The organism is Thauera sp., from assembly GCF_034003485.1.
In the GTDB taxonomy this organism is placed as follows: Bacteria; Pseudomonadota; Gammaproteobacteria; order Burkholderiales; family Rhodocyclaceae; genus Thauera.
This window is the reverse complement of sequence record NZ_JAVEYL010000003.1, coordinates 118,131-135,234: the sequence shown is the minus strand read 5'-3', so window position 1 is coordinate 135,234 and position 17,104 is coordinate 118,131. Positions and strand designations below refer to the sequence as shown.

Genomic DNA, 17,104 nt, shown 5'->3' with positions numbered 1-17,104 from the left:
TTGAATGACCTCGATTCTAGCCCGAACGCGCATCCGGGCCGCGCCCATCGACCGCGCCGCCGCCCTGCCCTCCCACGGCGGCTTGGGCTAGAATCCGCGCGACCTGCCCCCGGCCCAGGGGGCGTTTTCGTTTACGGACTTGCGCATGAACGTCGATCTCTCCCTCATCCGCCCCTATGCGCCGCTGGTGCGTCGCATCGAAGCCGAAGCCACCGTCATCGGCGACCAGATCCTGAAGATCGACCACTTCCTCAACCACCGCATCGAGCCCAGCTTCATCACCGAGATGGGGCAGGAGCTGGCCAGGCGCCTGGCGCAGTTCGAGCCCACCGTCATCCTCACCGCCGAAGCCAGCGGCATCGCACCCGGGCTGGTGGTGGCACAGGCGCTGAACGTGCCGCTGGTATACGCGAAGAAGTACGCTCCGGAGGTGGAATCACCCGCGATCGCGCGCGTGATCCCTTCGCCCACCAAGGGCGGCGAGACCAAGCTCGTGCTGTCGCAACGCTACATCGTGCCCACGGACCGGGTGGTGATCGTCGACGACTTCCTGTCCAACGGCCGCACCGCGGTTGCGCTGGTCGAGATGGCGCGCGAGGCGGGCGCGACCGTGCTGTGCGCGAGCTTCATCGTCGAGAAGCGCTTCAAGAAGGGCCACGCGACCATCGAGGCACTCGGCGTCCCGGTGTGCACCCTGGCCCAGGTCGAGGCGCTGGAGAACGGTCGCGTGGCGCTTACCCAGCCCTGAACATGCGCAGGAGCGTGGGATTTGCACGCGCAGCGACCGACGCGCGTGCTTAGACTGCTCGCTTCGAACGAACGGACAGCCGCCATGGAAGAGTTCCAGTCCCAGATTGACGCATTCGCCGAGCAGGTCGAGCAGGAACTGCGCGACGGCGTGCTTAGTTTCCCCACCGTTTTCGACCTGTCGCTGCGCATCAAGAAACTGGCGGACAACCCCGACAGCTCGCTCGCCGACATCGCCAATGCGGTGAAGGCCGAGCCGGTGCTGGCCGCGAAGGTGATCCGCATGGCGAACACGCTGTCGATGAACCCCTATCGCGGCGAGATCAGCAGCCTCAAGGACGCGATCACCCGCGTCGGGCTATCGACGCTGCGTTGCCTCGCGTTTGCGGTCGCCGCCGAGCAGCTCGCGCGCGATCACCGCTCGCGGCAGATGCGCCTGGTCGCCACCGGGCTGTGGATGCACGCGATCGACGTCGCGTCATGGGCATTCGCATTCGCCCGCGAGCGCGACCGTCCCAACCCCGATGGCGCCATGCTTGCCGGCCTGATGCTCGACATCGGCCAGTTCTACCTGCTCGCCCGCGCCGCGCGCTATCCGGCGCTGGAGGGCGACATGCCGCGCTTTGCCGAAGTCGTGGCGCTGTGGGACGAACCCGTGCGCACCGCGGTGCTCGAGGCCTTCGACCTGCCGGAAACCATTATCGACGCCTGCACGGCCGACCCGACTGCGCACACCGAATGGCCGCCCGAAACCATGAGCGACCTGATAGTCCTCGCCACGCTGGCGGCCGAGGCCCCCAACCCCTTCGACACCTTGCTCGGCATCAAACGTCGTCCGGAAATGCTCGCAGCCAGCCTTGGCGACCTCGACCGTGAGGCCTTCCAGGCCCTGATCGACACCGCCCGCGACACGCGCCACGAGCTCATCGCCGCCGCCTGCGACTGAAGGCGGACCGGCGGCTGAGACTAGATGCCGACCGCCCGGTCAGGCGCGCCTTCGTCAGCTTCGCCGCGCAGGTGGCGGCGCAGTTCGCGCGCGCACAGTTCGACCGCCTGATGCGCCTCGGGAAACACCTTCCCGAGCGTGAGGAAGCCATGCACCACGCCCGCGAAGGCGTGGTAGGTGACGTCGCCTCCTTCGGCCGCGACCCGCGCAGCGAAGGCCTCGCAATCGTCCACCAGCGGATCGAACTCGGCACCGACGACCAGCATCGGCGGCAGCCCGGCGAGCGAGGCCGCGCGCATCGGTGACGCACGCCAGTCCTCTGTATTACCCGCCGGCAGATAGCGCTCGAAAAACCACTGCAGCGTCCCGCGATCGAGGAAAAAGCCCTCGGCGTAGCGCTCACGCGAGCCACGTTCGCTGCAGATCTCGGTGCTCGGATAGACCAGCATCAGGAAGCGGGGCTGCGCCTCGGCCGCGCGCAACGCGAGCGCGGTGACGATCGACAGGTTGCCGCCCGCACTGTCGCCGCCGAGCGCGATCCGGGCCGCATCCACGCCCAGCAGGTCGGCCTGGTCCACAGCCCATTCAAACGCAAGGCGCGCATCGTCGAGCGCAGCCGGGAACGGATGTTCGGGCGCGAGCCGGTATTCCACCGACAGCACCGCGCACCGCGAGGCGTTGGCCAGTTCCCGGCAGACCACGTCGTAGCTCGCCACATCGCCGACGCACCAACCGCCGCCATGGAAAAAAATCAGCAGGGGCAGACACTCGCCGAGGTGACTCGACAGCGGCCGGTAGTAACGGGCCAGCAGGGCCGTGCCGTCCGGTCGCGGAATCGGCACCTCGGTGGTCGAGGCCACGGCCGGGGTTTCGGGACGAAAGGCAAACTGCAGCTTTTCAAAGGAGTGGCGAGCCTGGGCTTCGGACAGCTGGTGAAAGCGTGGCGCGCCGATCCGGTACGCCATGTCCAGCAAGGAGCGGGCTTCGGGAGTCAGGGGCATATGAGCAGCGAGCGAACGGGTGGGACCCGCCTGTTGGTCTGGTTGGGCGGCAATTCTAGCTTTCCTTCGCCGCGCGGCGGGTATTCAAGCATCGCCCCCGTGAGCGATGAGGCAACGCGATGCCGCGGGGGAGCGCTCACGAGCGCGTTGTGCAGGCACCAGGATTAAACTGCAGATATGTGAAAGGAGAACCCTAATGAGCAAGGCAGAAGACCTCCAACCCTCCGCCAACCCCACGGCCCAAGCCCCTGCTGCGGTGACTCCGGCTGGTAAGCGAAAAGCCACCCGCGCCAAGGCAGCAAGCCGCCGCACGCGCGAAGGAGACACCGCCCCCGACCTGAGCGCCGATGGCATAGAACGCTTCGAGATCGAGCAGGCCATCTCCGCTGCAGAGGACTCCAAGCTGGTCGCCGTCACCGACATCCTCAAGACCGAGGCCGGACGCGCCACCGAGCACGCGGCCCGCGCGCTCGAGGCGATCCTGGCGGGGGCGTCGCCCGACGACATCCATGTGCTGCGCCGCGCCCTGCTGCGCGCCGACGCCGGCACCGCGACCGACGCCACCAATCCGGACGACGAGCTGGCGGCCGACTGGCGCCAGGGCGGCTACCCCTACCGCAACCTGATGTCGCGCAAGAGCTACGAAAAGCAGAAATACCGGCTGCAGGTCGAGCTGCTGAAGCTGCAGGCCTGGGTCAAGGATACCGGGCAACGCGTGGTGATCCTGTTCGAAGGCCGCGACGCCGCCGGCAAGGGCGGCACCATCAAGCGCTTCATGGAGCATCTCAACCCGCGCGGTGCGCGCGTGGTGGCGCTGGAAAAACCCTCCGAGATCGAGCGCGGCCAGTGGTACTTTCAGCGCTACATCCAGCACCTGCCTACCGCTGGCGAGATCGCGCTGTTCGACCGCTCCTGGTACAACCGCGCCGGCGTCGAGCGCGTCATGGGCTTCTGCAGCAACGACGACTACAACGAATTCATGCGCCAGGTACCCGAGTTCGAGCGCAACCTGGTCCGAAGCGGTATCCACGTGATCAAGTTCTGGTTCTCGGTGAGCCGCGATGAGCAGCGCCGCCGCTTCAAGGAGCGCGAGTCACATCCGCTCAAGCAGTGGAAGCTGTCGCCGATCGATCTGGCGTCACTCGACAAATGGGATGACTACACCAAGGCCAAGGAGGCGATGTTCTTCTACACCGACACCGCCGATTCGCCGTGGACAGTGGTCAAGTCCGATTGCAAGAAGCGCGCGCGCCTCAATGCCCTGCGCTACGTCCTGCACAAGCTGCCCTACACCAACAAGGACATCGAGCGCATCGGTCCGCTCGACCCGCTGCTGGTCGGGCGCGCGAACGTGGTGTACGAACGCGGCGAGAAGGACGCGGTGCCGCTGCTTTGAGTCACTGACGAACCCGCCGACAGGCGAGTTTTTCGAATCAATCTGCCGCCTGCGGTGACAAGTCGTAAGCGGCAGCCGTCCCGGGCGGCGGGAATGCCTAGACTGCAATCAGGTCCGACCGAGCGTGGCCGGCATAACGACATAAAGGGAGAACTCGCAATGGCAAAGCTTCGTTCGAAAACCATGACCGTGCTGGCACTGGCGCTGGCCGGCACCTTGCTGGCCACACCGGCGCTGGCCGAGAAGCCCCCGCACGCGGGCGGCGGCAAGCCCGATCGCCAGCAGGCGGGGCCGGGCGATCGTGGCCAAGGCGCAAAAGACGATCGCCGCGACGACGATCGCCGAGACAAGCAGCGTGCAGAACAGCGCGATCGCAAGGACGACGCCGACCGTCGCGACGCGCGTGGCGACAATCGCGACCGGAACCGCGACCGTGATGACGATCGCGATCGAAACACGCGCCACGATCGTGACCGCGACGGCGACTACCGCAACGGACGTGACGGCGGGCCAAGGGCCGGCGCCTACTTCACCGAGCGCCACCGCGAGGTCGTGCGCAGCTACTACGGCGAACGCTACCAGACCGGGCACTGCCCGCCGGGACTCGCCAAGAAGCGTAATGGCTGCATGCCGCCGGGCCAGGCCAAGAAATGGCGGATCGGCCAGCCCCTGGCGCGCAACGTGATCTACTACGACGCACCCCGCGACGTCGTGCTGCGCTTCGGCATGCCGCCCGAAGGTCACCGCTATGTGCGCGTCGCGGCCGACATCCTCTTGATTGCGGTTGGCAGCGGGATCGTGGTCGATGCACTCGAGGACCTGAACCGGATGTAAACCTTCATCCTCGTCGCGCTCGAGCGGGCTAAAGTTTCGGTATCAACTGCCGTTCACTCTACGCATGTTGAGCGCTCGAACGCAGGACGCACACACCCGCAGGCAGCCCCGCTCCTCGCAAGAGGAACGGGGCTTTGTCGTTCGCCGTCGCCTGGGCTGGGTCGCGCTCGCGTTCTGGATCGCGTACAGCGGGGCGGTGCTGGGCTGGCATGCCCTCACCGCCCCGCCCGCCGATGTGTGCGTCGTGCGCTGAAGCCGGACACGACCGAAACCAGGAAAACCTCATGCCCAGGCCCCACGACCACCCTGATGCCCTGCACGCCTTCCGTGCGGCCGCCGACCGACTGATGCTCGCGTTCCTGGGCGTTCATTTCCTGTTGACGCTGGGCATCGCAGCCTACACCGACACCTGGCTGGTCGGCGTCGCTATAGGTCTGCCCGCGCTGCTGGTGCCGGCGGCGCTGGTCTCGCTCAACCCGGGGTCTGTGCTGTCGCGGTCGGCCATCGCGGCCGCCTTCATGGTGTTCGCCGCACTGACCATCCAGCAGTTCGGAGGCGTCATCGAGGCCCACTTCAGCATCTTCGTACTCCTCGCCTTCCTCCTCTACTACCGCGACTGGCGCCCGATCGTGCTGGCTGCCGTGCTGATCGCGGTGCACCACCTCGCCTTCAACTACTTGCAAGCCCTCAACTGGGGCGTTTATGTATTCGATGACGGGCCGTCAATCGCACGCGTTCTAGCCCATGCCGCCTATGTCGTCGTGCAAGCCGGAATGCTGATCTACATGGCGCTGCGTCTCGAGCAGGAGGCGGTGGTTTCGGCGCGCGTCGGACTACTCGCCGCCCGCATCGGGGAGGGTGACCTGCGTCCCATCGACGGCCGCGACGACGGCTCGGTCCTGCTGCGCTCGGTGATCGACATGCAGGCCAAGCTCGCTGGCACGCTCGAGCGCTTCAACCGCGAGACGCAGGCGGTGGCCAGCAGTGCGCAGGCGCTCGATCATCATTCCGGCGTTGCCGCCGAACGCATGCGCCAGCAGCGCGCAGCAACGGGCAACATCTCGGCTTCGGTCGACGCACTCACCGGCGAGATGGCGCGCCTGGCAGCCGACGCGGAGCAGGCGCGGACGCTGGCCGCCGACTCGGGGTCCTCTGCACGCAAGGGCGCTGGCATCGTAAAGGCCGCAATCGACGAAATCACCGGCATCGCCGGCACCATTCAGCATTCGGCTGCCAGCGTCGAGGAACTCGGCAATCAGTCCGACCGTGTCGCCGAAGTCGTCGGTCTGATCAAGGACATTGCAGGCCAGACCAACCTGCTCGCACTCAATGCCGCCATCGAGGCTGCGCGCGCCGGCGAGCAGGGTCGCGGCTTCGCGGTGGTCGCCGACGAAGTGCGCAAGCTCGCCGAGCGCACCTCTGCCGCGACCGAGGAGATCGCCAGCATGATCGACGACATTCAGTCGAGCAAGACGCAGGCGCTGGCGAACATCGAGTCGGCCGTCGAGCGCGTTGGAAAGGGCTCCGGCCTTGCCGCCGAGGCAGGCGCATCGATCGGGCGCATCACCGACGACGCCGACCGCGTCGAATACGTCTTCGGTGCGATCGCCGCAAGTCTGGGCGAACAGAGCACGGCTGCGCGCCAGATTGCCGCTGCGGTCGAGTCGGTGGCCAGCCTCGCCGACGAGACCGAGGCCTCGGCGAATTTCGTCGCCAGCGAGGTCGACACGCTGGAGCGAACCGCCCGCGAGCTTTCACAGGCGGTCGGCAACTTCCGCGTTGCCTGAGACGGGCGAACCGGCGGCGCAGGTTACGGTCTATCCGCCATCCCAACCGGAGACCTGACCATGCTGCATGACACTTTCCGCCGCCTTCTCCTGCCTGTTGCGTTGATGGCCTCGTGTGCTCCTGCCCTAGCCGACCCGGACGCCGGGGGCAACGCACTTTACGGCGAGGGCGCCGGCCATGAATTGCGTCGCCTGCATGCGGACGAGGTCGTCAAGCTCGGCGAGCGCTTTGGCGGACAGCCGGTGCTGGTGGTCAACACCGCCAGCCACTGCGGTTTCACCCGCCAGTTCCGCGAACTCGAAGCGGTCCATCAGAAATACAAGGACCGCGGCCTTAAGGTCGCCGGCTTCCCGTCCGATGATTTCCGCCAGGAGGCTGCCGACGAATCCAAGACCGCCGAAGTGTGCTTTGAGAACTTCGGCGTCACCTTCGACATGTTCGCGCCGGTCGCGGTCACCGGGGACAAGGCGCACCCCCTGTTCCGCGAGATCGCGCGCCAGTCGTCGGCGCCCGACTGGAACTTCCACAAGTACGTCATCGACCGCAACGGCCGTGTGGTCGCTGCCTTCCCGAGTCGCGTCAAACCCGACGCGCCAGAGGTGCTCAAGGCGATCGAGCAGGTGCTTTGAACCGCCCTGCTCACAGCGCGCGCAGCGGCCAGAAAAGCGGGATCAGCACACTGGCCGCTGCCCACACGATCAGGTTCATCGGAATTCCCAGCCGCGCGAAATCCGAGAAGCGATAGTTGCCTGCGCTATACACCAGGGTGTTGGTCTGGTAGCCGATCGGGGTCGCGAAGCTGGCACTCGCCGCGAACATCACCCCGACCACGAAAGGCCGCGGATCCACGCCCAGGTGCTGGGCGACACCAATGACGATCGGGGTGAATAGCACCGCGACCGCGTTGTTGCTGACGAACTCGGTCGCGATCGAGGTCATCAGGATCACCAACGACAGCATCATCCAGGGCGAGAGCCCCTCCCCGACCGTCACCAGGCTGCCTGCCATCAATGCCGCAAGGCCGGAATCGCGCATCGCGATACTGACCGCCAGCATGCCGAAGATGAGGACGATGATCGGCCACTCCACCGACTTGTAGGCTTCATCCGGGCGGATGCAGCCGGTGACCAGCACGATCGCCGCGCCGATGATCGCCAGCCCCTCGATCGGCATGACATTGAAGGCGGCCAGCAGCATCACCCCGGCGATGGTGGCCAGCGCGAGCGGCGCCTTGGTGCTGCGGGTGGCACTGACCTTGCCGTCGGTGATCGCGAACAGGTCGCCGTTGTCGCAGAAGCGCTTGATCTGCGTGGGCGTGCCTTCAACCAGCAGCACGTCACCGAACTGGAGCTGGAAATCGTCGCCCACGTCGGGGATCGAGGCATTGCGCCGATGCACGGCGATCAGGTGGATGCCATAGCGCGCGGCAAGGTCGAGGTCGCGGATCGGGCGCTGGACGTAGCGTGAGGTCTGGCCCACGAGCGCCTCGACGATCACGACGTCGCGCTTGCGCAAGGTTTCCAGATCGTGCGGGTCGACCGCCGCGGGCGCCTGCACGCGCAGGCCCACGAGATCGGTGCTGCGCAGATCCACCATTGCGCTGCTGCGCGTATGCACGATCAACCGGTCGCCGACCTCGAGCCGGGTTTCGGGCGCCGGCGCGGAAATCTCGTCCTCGGCGCGGAACAGCTTCAGCACCTTGATGACGCCATTCGACAGCCGCGCCTCCTTGAGCGTGCGCCCGGCCAGGCGCGAGTCCTCTGGCACGAAAAGTTCGGTCATGAACAGCCGGTCGCCGCTGCCGCTGAACTGCTGCGTCAGGGTCTCGCGCACCGGCAGGAAGCGCTGCGCGAAGGCGAACATGAATGCGCAACCGATCACCGCCATCACGGCTGCCGGCGCGGTGATCTCGAACATCGAGAACGGCGCCAGCCCCATGTCGCGCGCCACCCCATCGACGAGGATGTTGGTCGAGGTGCCGACCATCGTCACCAGCCCACCGAGGATGGTGGCGTAGGAGAGCGGAATCAGCAGCCGCGAGGGCGCCACCGCAAAGCGCCCGGCCAGCGCAATCACGGCCGGAATCATCACCATGACGACCGGTGTGTTATTGATGAAGGGCGACACGCAGACCCCGACCAGCAGCATTGCCAGCAACAGGCGGCGTTCGCTGTGGCCGGCGAGATTACCGATCCATTCGCCGAGTCGGTCGACACAGCCGGTACGCCCGAGCGCACCGCTGATGATGAACAGGCAGACGATGGTGATCGGCGCGCTGTTACTGAACACGCCGAGCACCTTCGCCGGAGTGAGCAGGCCCAGTGCCAGCAGCAGCGCCACTGCGGCAATGACCGCAACGTCGGGCTTGACCCACTCGCGCATGAAAGTGACGAACAGCCCGACCAGAACGAGGCCGACGATCAGGGCATGGACACTTTCGGGGAGGATCATGGTTTCGTGCTGCAGTGCGAAATTGGCGTCGCAGTACGATAAACCAGCCCTTTAAGAGCTCAAAAGAATATAAAGTTATCTCTTTATTCTCAGGATCGAGCTCGGTGGGAGCCGCCAAACTCAGCCCTGCCCGCCTTCGCGAAACCGACGCCCAAAAGCATGCCTAGGCGGGCGAAAATGCAGCTTTCCCCGAACTCCAGAACGTCACGGAGATCGGTTCCAGAGAATCACCGGCATCGGAGCACATCATGAAGACCTACGACTACATCGCAATCGGCGGTGGCAGTGGCGGCGTCGCCACAGCGCGGCGCGCAGCCGAATACGGCGCGCGCGCACTGGTGGTGGAGGCGGCCCGCCTCGGCGGCACCTGCGTCAACGTGGGCTGCGTCCCCAAGAAAGTGATGTGGTACGCCTCGAACATCGCCCAGACCCTGCGTGATGCGCCCGGCTACGGCTTTGCCGTTGGCGAAGCGGGCTTCGACTGGAGCACACTCAAGGCCCGCCGCGACGCTTACATCACGCGCCTCAACGGCATCTACGCCAACATGCTCGAGAAGGCCAGCGTCGATGTCGTGCGCGGCTTTGCCCGGTTCGTCGATGCGCACACCATCGAGGTGGATGGCGAGCGCTTCAGCGCACCACACATCGTCATCGCCACCGGGGGGCGGCCACTGGTGCCGGACATTCCGGGGGCGGACCTGGGCATCGACTCCGACGGCTTCTTCGCACTGGAGGAACAGCCGCGCCGTGTTGCGGTGGTGGGAGCAGGCTATATCGCGGTCGAGCTGGCAGGGGTGTTCAACGGCCTGGGCAGCGAGGTGAGCATGCTGGTCCGTGGTTCGCACCTGCTGCGCCCCTTCGACACCCTGCTGCGCGACGAGCTGATGACGCAGATGCAGGAAGACGGCGTGCGCCTGAACTTCGGCACCGAGGTGCGCGGTGTCACGCGCCATGCCAGCGGCGCACTGCGCATCGCATGCAGCGACGGCAACACGCGCGAAGCGGATGCCCTGGTGTGGGCCACCGGCCGCCGCGCCAACACCGACGACCTGAACCTCGTCGCCGCCGGTCTCGCCGTCGACGCTAAGGGTGTGATCGCCACCGACGCCTTCCAGAACACCGACGTTGCGGGGATCTACGCCATCGGCGACATCACCGGCCGCGCCGAGCTGACCCCGGTCGCGATTGCCGCCGGCCGCCGGCTCGCCGCGCGCCTGTTCCTGAACCAGCCCGACAGCAAGCTCGACTACGACACCATCCCGACCGTGATCTTCAGCCACCCGCCGATCGGTACCGTGGGGCTCACCGAGGACGAGGCGCGCAGCCGTCACGCGGACGTGAAGGTTTACACCACGCGCTTCACCGGCATGTACCACGCCCTCACGGAGCACCGCCCGAAGACGGCGATGAAGCTGGTGTGTGCGGGCGCGGACGAACGCATCGTCGGAGCCCACGTGATCGGCGAGGGCGCGGACGAGATGCTGCAGGGCTTTGCGGTGGCGGTGAAGATGGGGGCGCGCAAGACGGATTTCGACGACACGATCGCGATCCATCCGACCAGCGCCGAAGAATTCGTGACCATGCGCTAAGGGAGAGCCTGCAATGCCGATGACCTATGAACAACACCTCGACGAAGTCACCACCCTGCTCTACGAGCACTACGATCAAAGCGAAGAGGCGGCCATCAAACTGGTGATGGCCGCCCAGGCGGACGACTTCTTCAGCGGGCACGACGACGACCCGTCGATATGCACGCTGGAGCGCGCGCAGGCTGACGCCCGCGCGGTCTTTCGCAAGTATGCGAAGACTCAGGAGCAGCAGCCGTGACCGCCGCCGCCGCCGCAGCCACCCACGGCGGCCGCTGCTGCAGCCGGAGCACCTGCCGTGGCGGGCGCGCCGAGCTGGATCATGAAGTCGATGACGATGTTGCCCGGCTCGCGCGCAACGTAATTGATGCCGACCTGGTTGCCGTAGCGCTGCTGGATCTGGCCCAGCAGCGGCAGCGGGTCGTGGTCGTTGACGAAGCGCATGACCTCACCGTCATCGAGCGACTCGAGCGCACCGAAGATCGCGGCATGGCGGAAACGCTTGGCAACGCCACGCGCATCAAAGGGGTGAACAGTATTCTCGGACATCGTGATCTCTTCCATCGGATGGGCTCCGGTCTCGTTCTGCGGCCGGAATCGCAGCCTGCGCAGCTTAGATGCGGCGTCTTGCCGAATCCTTGAGGAAGAACAAAAACGCCCCTCGCGCTGCTACAGTGCGCGCTATAACGACAGCATGATCCGGAGAACACCATGTTCGCAGCCCTTAGCCGCCACTTCACCATCGCCCTGGCCGTAGCCGCCGCGCTCACGCTGTCCGGCTGCGGTTACAACGATTTCCAGCGCCTCGACGAACAGACGAAATCCGCCTGGGCCGAGGTCCTGAACCAGTACCAGCGTCGCGCCGACCTGATCCCCAACCTGGTGGAGACGGTCAAGGGCGAGGCGAACTTCGAGCAGGAGACCCTGAGCCGCGTGATCGAGGCGCGTTCGCGTGCGACCGCGATCCAGGTCACACCCGAGATGCTCGACGACCCGCAGGCGATGGAGCGCTTCCAGCAGGCACAAGGGCAACTCGGCAGCGCCCTGTCGCGCCTGCTCGCCGTGTCCGAGAACTACCCCAACCTGAGGGCCAACCAGGGCTTCCAGGATCTGCGCGTGCAGCTCGAAGGCACCGAGAACCGCGTCACCGTGGCCCGCAACCGCTACATCGAGTCCGTGCAGGCCTACAACGTGCTCACGCGCAGCTTCCCGAGCAACCTCACGGCGATGATCTTCAGCTACAAGCCGAAGGCCGGTTTCACCGTCGCCAATGAAGCCGAGATCTCCGCGCCGCCGCGGGTGGATTTCGGCACTCAGGACAAGCGCTGACGCCCGCATGTCGCCAAGCCCTTCGATCCCGTGCCGCGCGGCTTGCAGTCGCCCGCCCGGCGGAAGCGCGTTTGCCCGCGAAAGGCGCGCTGACGCCAGGCGGCGCGTAGCAGGCTTTCCCGTGCGCCCCCTGCTCGCCACCGCCCTGCTGAGGGTGCTGATCGCCTGGCTGCTCGCGTTGTCTGCTGCCCTGTTCGCTCCCCCGCTGCTCGCCCAAGCACTCCAGGCGGTGCCGGCGTTGACGGCCCGCGTCATCGATCGCAGCGGCACCTTGAGCGCCCCTCAACAGCAGGCGCTGGAAGACAAGCTGGCCGCATTCGAAGCGGCACACGGCAGCCAGATCGTCGTCCTGCTGGTGCCCACCACCCAGCCCGAGGACATCGCCGCCTTCGCCTTTCGCGTCGCGGACGCCTGGAAGATCGGGCGCCGCGAAGTGGGCGACGGCATCCTGCTCGTCGTGGCCAAGGAAGATCGCAAGGTTCGCATCGAGGTCGCGCGTACTCTCGAAGGCGCGGTACCGGACCTCGCCGCCTGGCGCATCATCGACGGCATCATCACGCCCGCCTTCCGGCGCGGCGACTTTGCAGGCGGACTGGATGCCGGTGTGGACGGGCTCATGGCGCTGGTTCGTGGCGAAGAACTCCCCGCTCCCGCGCAAGGCCGAGCGCAGGATGCAGGCATGAACCTGGAGGATCTCGGCGCCCTGCTTTTCGTTGCCGTACCCATGCTCGGCGCCGTACTCATCGGCGTGCTCGGTCGCAAGCCCGGCTCGCTGCTCACCGGAGGCCTCACCGGATTGATCGTGCATGTGCTGACCGCCAGTCTGCTGCTCGCCGTCGTCGGCGGCGTGCTCGCGGTCGTGTTCGTGCTGGCGCTTGGCGTCGGCAGCAGCGGCCGCGGCGGACCACCACACCGCGGCAGTGGGCCGATCATCGGCGGCGGTGGCTTCGGCGGGCTGGGCGGCCGCGGCGGCCTTGGGGGGCGCAGTGGCGGCGGGGGCTTCCGCTCCGGCGGTGGCGGCAGCTTCGGCGGCGGCGGCGCATCCGGAGGATGGTGATGAAGCTGCTGCTGCGATGTCTGCGCCACCTCTGGCTCGACGCCGATGATGCACGTCACGCACTCGGCGAAGCGGGCATCGGACGACTCGAGGCTCGCGTGCGCGCGAGCGAGCAGGAACACACCGGCCAGATCTGCCTGTGCGTCGAGGCCAGCCTCCCCCCCAGCTACCTTTGGCGACACGTCGCGCGTGGCGAATCGATCGAGGACGTGATGCGCGACCGTGCGGTCACGCTCTTTGGCAAGCAACGCGTCTGGGATACGGAATACAACAACGGCGTACTCGTGTACCTGCTGCTTGCCGAACATCGCATCGAGATCGTCGCCGACCGTGCGCTTGCCCGGTGCACGGACGAGGCGCACTGGCACACCCTCGTCGAGCGCGTCGCCCAGGCCTGCCGCGCCGGGCACATCGAGGAAGGGCTGAGCACTGCCGTGGATGTCGTGGGCGCAGCGCTGGCCGAGCATTTCCCCTGCGCTCACGAAGACGGGGTGACCTCCCGCGCCGACCCGGGACTACCTGACCGGCCAACGATCCGCTGAGCGAATACGCTGTCGCCATGCGCAGTGCGGCAACTGTGCAGCCGCACTGCGACACAGTTGCGTCCAGTCGACCTGTGTCCGTCATTCCGGTCAGGCGCCCGATGGGACCTATGCTATTGTAAAGGTGAGACGGCATTTCGCTGAACGCATCGTTGTGCAGGACTGCATGAACCTTGCAGCGCGACCGCCGGCTCGGAACAAACCAGACAATCATTGAATGCGAGTGGAGAGGACCCTATGGCCAGCAAGCAAGAACAGATGAACGAACTTCAGAAGAAGAACCTGGAGGCTGCGATGCGGCTGGCTCAGCTGTCGATCGAGAATTCGCAGCGCATCATGGAAATCCAGGTCACGACCGCGAAGCGCCTGTTCGAGGAAGGCGTTCAGAACGCGAAGGCGCTGTCCAGCGCCAAGGATCCGAAGGGTCTGATGGAGTTGCGCACGAATTACGCGCAGAGCACCACCGAGCAGATGCTCGCATGTGCCCGTCAGATCGCCGAGATCACCGCCGCGACCCAGGCCGAAGTCGGCAAGCTGGTTGGCGAGCAATTGACCAGCGGCAGCACCGACATGTTCGAAGCCATGCAGAAGATGTTCAAGGGCATGCCGATCTCCGACCAGAACGCGCTGGGCGCGATGCAGACTGCAATGGACACCACCCGTGCAGCCTTCGAGCAGATGACGCGTGCTTCGACCGAGGCCTTTCAGGCCATGACGCAGCAGGGTACGCAGGGCCGTCGCTGAGCCGGTCCGTCGCTGAGCCCGCAGGGCTCACACGCGAACGGCGCCGCAAGGCGCCGTTCCGCGTTTACCGGTCCGCTGCACGTGCCAGCCGATCGCCGTGCTCAGCGCCGGCGCTCGATCTCCTCCCAGCTTTCGACGCCTGCATCGGTCGCCGCATCTTCCGCCCAGCGTGCTGCAGCCGAATCATCGGCTTCGCGTGCATCGACCCAGCGCGCACCGTCCGGCGTTTCCTCGCGCTTCCAGAACGGCGCGCGCGTCTTGAGATAATCCATGATGAACTCGCAGGCAGCGAACGCATCACCACGATGGCTGCTCGCCACACCGACGAAGACAATGCGATCGGTGGGCTCAAGCCGGCCGTAGCGGTGAATCACCCGCACGCCAAGCAGCGACCAGCGCACCTTCGCCTGCGCCACGATATCCACCAGCGAGCGTTCGGTCATGCCCGGATAGTGCTCCAGCGTCATCGCCTGCACACCGCTGCCATCGTTCACGTCGCGCACCAGACCAACAAAACTGGCCACCGCGCCGACGTCGCTGCGGCCGGCGCTCAGTGCACCGATCTCGGCACCAACGTCGAAATCGGTCTCCTGGACACTCACCTCGGAACGCATCTCCATGGCTCAGCCCCCGGTAACGGGCGGGAAGAAAGCGACCTCGTCGCCAGCCGAAACCGCCGCGTCCGCGCCGACCATGCATTGATTGAGCGCGGCGCGAACGTTGCGCCCCGTCGCGAGGGCCTGCCAGCCTTCGCCGCGGCCAGTCAGATGGGCGCGCAAGGCCCCCACCGTGGTCACCTCGTCCGGCAATTCGAGCTCTTCACCCGATCGCCCCACTGCCTCACGCAGGCTTGCAAAGTAAAGCACCTTCACCTTCGTCGTCATCGCTCGGTCATCCGTATTCGATTCTTTGGGCACGAAGCCACGATCATGCTCAATACAGCAGATCGCCATAGGGCAGGAAGCGCACCGCCTCGCCGCGGGCGATCGCCGTGTCGGCCGGGATGTCGACCAGACCATTGGCCCACACCGTGGAGTTGAGCGCAGCCGAGCCCTGGTTGGCGAACAACTCCACCCCACCCTGCGCGTTCATGCGTGCGCGCAGGAACTCCCGGCGACGGTCGGGCCGGGGCCAGTCGAAGTCGGCCCGCAGCATCAGCGACGCCGGCGCCACCTCGCGCACGCCCTGGGTGGCGAGCAGGAAGGGGCGCACCATCATCAGGAAGGTCACGAAGCTCGACACCGGGTTGCCCGGCAGGCCAATGAAGGCGGCGCCATGCACGTGGCCGTAAGCCAGCGGTTTGCCGGGCTTCATCGCAATCTTCCACATGTCGAGGCTGCCTTCGGCCTCTACCGCGGGCTTGACGTGGTCTTCCTCGCCCACCGAGACACCGCCGCTGGTGAGGATGAGGTCATGGCCCTCGGCCGCACGGCGCAGCACCTCGCGGGTGGCGTCCAGGCGGTCGGGCACGATGCCGAAATCCTCGACCTCGCAGCCGAGCGCGGCGAGCAGGCCGCGCAGCATGAAGCGGTTGGAGTTGTAGATGCCGCCCGGCGGCAGCGGCGCGCCCGGCATCACGAGTTCGGAACCGGTGGAGAACACCGCCACCTTGACCCGTCGCAGCACGGGCAACTGGGCCAGACCGACCGAGGCCGCCAGTGCCACAGCCTGCGGCGTCAGGCGCAGGCCCGCGGGCAGGATCAGGTCACCCACGGCAATGTCCTCGCCCATCCTGCGCACCGCCTCACCGAGGCGCGGCACGGTGTTGACGATGACATCGTCGCCGTCGTACTCGCACAGCTCCTGCATCACCACGCTATCCGCGCCCGGCGGTAGTGGCGCGCCGGTGAAGATGCGCGCGGCGGTGCCGGGCGCGAGTTCGTGGCCGACGTTTCCGGCGGGGATGCGCTGGCTCACCGGCAGGCGGGTGCCGGCCACGGGGACGTCGGCTGCGCGCAGCGCGTAACCGTCCATGCCCGAGTTGTCCATCGGCGGCTGGTTGATCGTGGAGTGCTGCGCCACGGCGAGCACGCGGCCGGCGGCGAACATCGTGTCGACCTGCTCGATCTCGCGTACCGGGCGGACGAAGCCGAGCAGCTTCTCGTAGGCTTCGTCGAAGGAAAGCATGTTGGCGTTCATCGGGTCTTCAGATAATCGAGGATGAAATCGGCTACGGCGCCGGGCTCGTTGAGCGGCAGGCACGGCAGCGGGCAGTCGAGCTCGGCAGCGTCGCCGGCATCCGTGGCAACCGCGACCACGTGCGGGTTTTCCGGCCACAGCGGCGGCTTGCCGTGCGACCGGCGGTGGATTTCGATCTTGGGCACGGCGGCGGCCTTGTAGCCTTCGATCAGCACCAGGTCGCAGGGTTCGAGCAGGCGGAGTTGATCTTCCAGCGTCGGCTCGGGCGCGCCGCGCAGTTCGTGCATCAGCACCCAGCGGTCGTTGGACAGCATCAGCACCTGGGTGGCGCCGGCCTCGCGGTGGCGCCAGGAGTCCTTGCCGGGCTTGTCGAGATCGAAACCGTGGTGAGCGTGCTTGATCACCGACACGCGCAGACCGCGCGCGGTGAACACGGGGATCAACTTTTCCACCAGGGTGGTCTTGCCAGAGCCGGACCAGCCGGCGAAACCGAAAACGTTCATCGAAAGGCCGCAGTCGGGTTGGAGATGCGTGACCCGAGAGG

At 66.5% G+C, this 17,104-nt stretch carries 19 protein-coding genes; 12 read left to right on the top strand and 7 right to left on the bottom strand.

Annotated features, from left to right (window positions below; genetic code table 11):
* The first annotated feature begins 145 nt into the window (after positions 1-145).
* Both xpt and RBT54_RS02780 read left to right on the top strand, forming a co-directional pair.
* On the top strand, positions 146-748 hold the full coding sequence (gene xpt / locus RBT54_RS02785; protein ID WP_320363868.1) for a xanthine phosphoribosyltransferase: 603 nt from the start codon (positions 146-148) through the stop codon (positions 746-748).
* Between the two features lie 84 nt (positions 749-832).
* The gene (locus RBT54_RS02780) at positions 833-1,693 is read left to right on the top strand and encodes an HDOD domain-containing protein (RefSeq protein ID WP_320363867.1); all 861 of its coding nucleotides are present in this window, start codon (positions 833-835) and stop codon (positions 1,691-1,693) included.
* 20 nt (positions 1,694-1,713) lie between these two features.
* Here the strand turns inward: RBT54_RS02780 and RBT54_RS02775 are convergent, their stop codons facing one another.
* Complete coding sequence (locus RBT54_RS02775; RefSeq protein WP_320363865.1) at positions 1,714-2,694, bottom strand: alpha/beta hydrolase; 981 nt, start codon at positions 2,692-2,694, stop codon at positions 1,714-1,716.
* Between the two features lie 196 nt (positions 2,695-2,890).
* On the opposite strand from RBT54_RS02775, the gene ppk2 reads away from it, so the two are divergent.
* From ppk2 to RBT54_RS02755, 4 genes are all read left to right on the top strand, one after another.
* Positions 2,891-4,090, top strand: a complete 1,200-nt coding sequence (ppk2, locus tag RBT54_RS02770) for a polyphosphate kinase 2 (RefSeq protein ID WP_320363863.1) — start codon at positions 2,891-2,893, stop codon at positions 4,088-4,090.
* A 159-nt stretch (positions 4,091-4,249) separates the two neighbouring features.
* Positions 4,250-4,924 (top strand): hypothetical protein, encoded by a 675-nt coding sequence (locus tag RBT54_RS02765; RefSeq protein ID WP_320363860.1) that lies wholly within the window; start codon positions 4,250-4,252, stop codon positions 4,922-4,924.
* A gap of 284 nt (positions 4,925-5,208) precedes the next feature.
* The gene (locus tag RBT54_RS02760; protein ID WP_320363858.1) at positions 5,209-6,711 is read left to right on the top strand and encodes a methyl-accepting chemotaxis protein; all 1,503 of its coding nucleotides are present in this window, start codon (positions 5,209-5,211) and stop codon (positions 6,709-6,711) included.
* A gap of 60 nt (positions 6,712-6,771) precedes the next feature.
* Entirely contained in the window at positions 6,772-7,341 is a 570-nt protein-coding gene (locus tag RBT54_RS02755; protein WP_320363856.1) for a glutathione peroxidase, read from the top strand.
* A gap of 10 nt (positions 7,342-7,351) precedes the next feature.
* On the opposite strand, the gene RBT54_RS02750 is transcribed toward RBT54_RS02755, so the two are convergent.
* A complete protein-coding gene (locus RBT54_RS02750) occupies positions 7,352-9,163 on the bottom strand; it encodes an SLC13 family permease (protein WP_320363854.1) in 1,812 nt (603 codons plus the stop codon).
* 248 nt (positions 9,164-9,411) lie between these two features.
* Here RBT54_RS02750 and gorA point away from each other — a divergent pair, with 248 nt between their 5' ends.
* Positions 9,412-10,752 (top strand): glutathione-disulfide reductase, encoded by a 1,341-nt coding sequence (gene gorA / locus RBT54_RS02745; protein WP_320363852.1) that lies wholly within the window; start codon positions 9,412-9,414, stop codon positions 10,750-10,752.
* A 13-nt stretch (positions 10,753-10,765) separates the two neighbouring features.
* A complete protein-coding gene (locus RBT54_RS02740) occupies positions 10,766-10,990 on the top strand; it encodes a hypothetical protein (protein WP_320363851.1) in 225 nt (74 codons plus the stop codon).
* Here the strand turns inward: RBT54_RS02740 and RBT54_RS02735 are convergent.
* Positions 10,972-11,313, bottom strand: a complete 342-nt coding sequence (locus RBT54_RS02735) for a DUF2249 domain-containing protein (RefSeq protein WP_320363849.1) — start codon at positions 11,311-11,313, stop codon at positions 10,972-10,974. The two genes, RBT54_RS02740 and RBT54_RS02735, sit on opposite strands and share 19 nt — an antisense overlap.
* A 147-nt stretch (positions 11,314-11,460) precedes the next feature.
* Between RBT54_RS02735 and RBT54_RS02730 the strand changes: the two genes are divergently transcribed.
* From RBT54_RS02730 to RBT54_RS02715, 4 genes are all read left to right on the top strand, one after another.
* Positions 11,461-12,078 carry a LemA family protein gene (locus RBT54_RS02730; RefSeq protein ID WP_320363847.1) on the top strand — a complete coding sequence of 206 codons (618 nt, stop codon included), beginning with the start codon at positions 11,461-11,463 and terminating at the stop codon, positions 12,076-12,078.
* 121 nt (positions 12,079-12,199) lie between these two features.
* The gene (locus RBT54_RS02725; protein WP_413788416.1) at positions 12,200-13,135 is read left to right on the top strand and encodes a TPM domain-containing protein; all 936 of its coding nucleotides are present in this window, start codon (positions 12,200-12,202) and stop codon (positions 13,133-13,135) included.
* Entirely contained in the window at positions 13,135-13,677 is a 543-nt protein-coding gene (locus RBT54_RS02720; protein ID WP_320363845.1) for a TPM domain-containing protein, read from the top strand. Before RBT54_RS02725 ends, RBT54_RS02720 begins: the two co-directional genes overlap by 1 nt.
* Positions 13,678-13,914: 237 nt before the next feature.
* Positions 13,915-14,421: a phasin family protein gene (locus RBT54_RS02715; protein WP_320363843.1), complete on the top strand. Its 507-nt coding sequence runs from the start codon at positions 13,915-13,917 to the stop codon at positions 14,419-14,421.
* 101 nt (positions 14,422-14,522) lie between these two features.
* On the opposite strand, the gene moaE is transcribed toward RBT54_RS02715, so the two are convergent.
* From moaE to mobB, 4 genes are read right to left on the bottom strand one after another with little or no spacing between them, the layout of a single operon-like run.
* Positions 14,523-15,041, bottom strand: coding sequence for a molybdopterin synthase catalytic subunit MoaE (moaE, locus tag RBT54_RS02710; RefSeq protein WP_320363840.1), 519 nt, complete (start codon positions 15,039-15,041; stop codon positions 14,523-14,525).
* Between the two features lie 3 nt (positions 15,042-15,044).
* Positions 15,045-15,305, bottom strand: coding sequence for a molybdopterin converting factor subunit 1 (gene moaD / locus RBT54_RS02705; RefSeq protein ID WP_320363955.1), 261 nt, complete (start codon positions 15,303-15,305; stop codon positions 15,045-15,047).
* 49 nt (positions 15,306-15,354) lie between these two features.
* A complete protein-coding gene (gene glp / locus RBT54_RS02700) occupies positions 15,355-16,560 on the bottom strand; it encodes a gephyrin-like molybdotransferase Glp (protein WP_320363838.1) in 1,206 nt (401 codons plus the stop codon).
* Positions 16,557-17,063, bottom strand: coding sequence for a molybdopterin-guanine dinucleotide biosynthesis protein B (gene mobB / locus RBT54_RS02695; protein ID WP_320363836.1), 507 nt, complete (start codon positions 17,061-17,063; stop codon positions 16,557-16,559). Before mobB ends, glp begins: the two co-directional genes overlap by 4 nt.
* Positions 17,064-17,104: the final 41 nt, after the last annotated feature.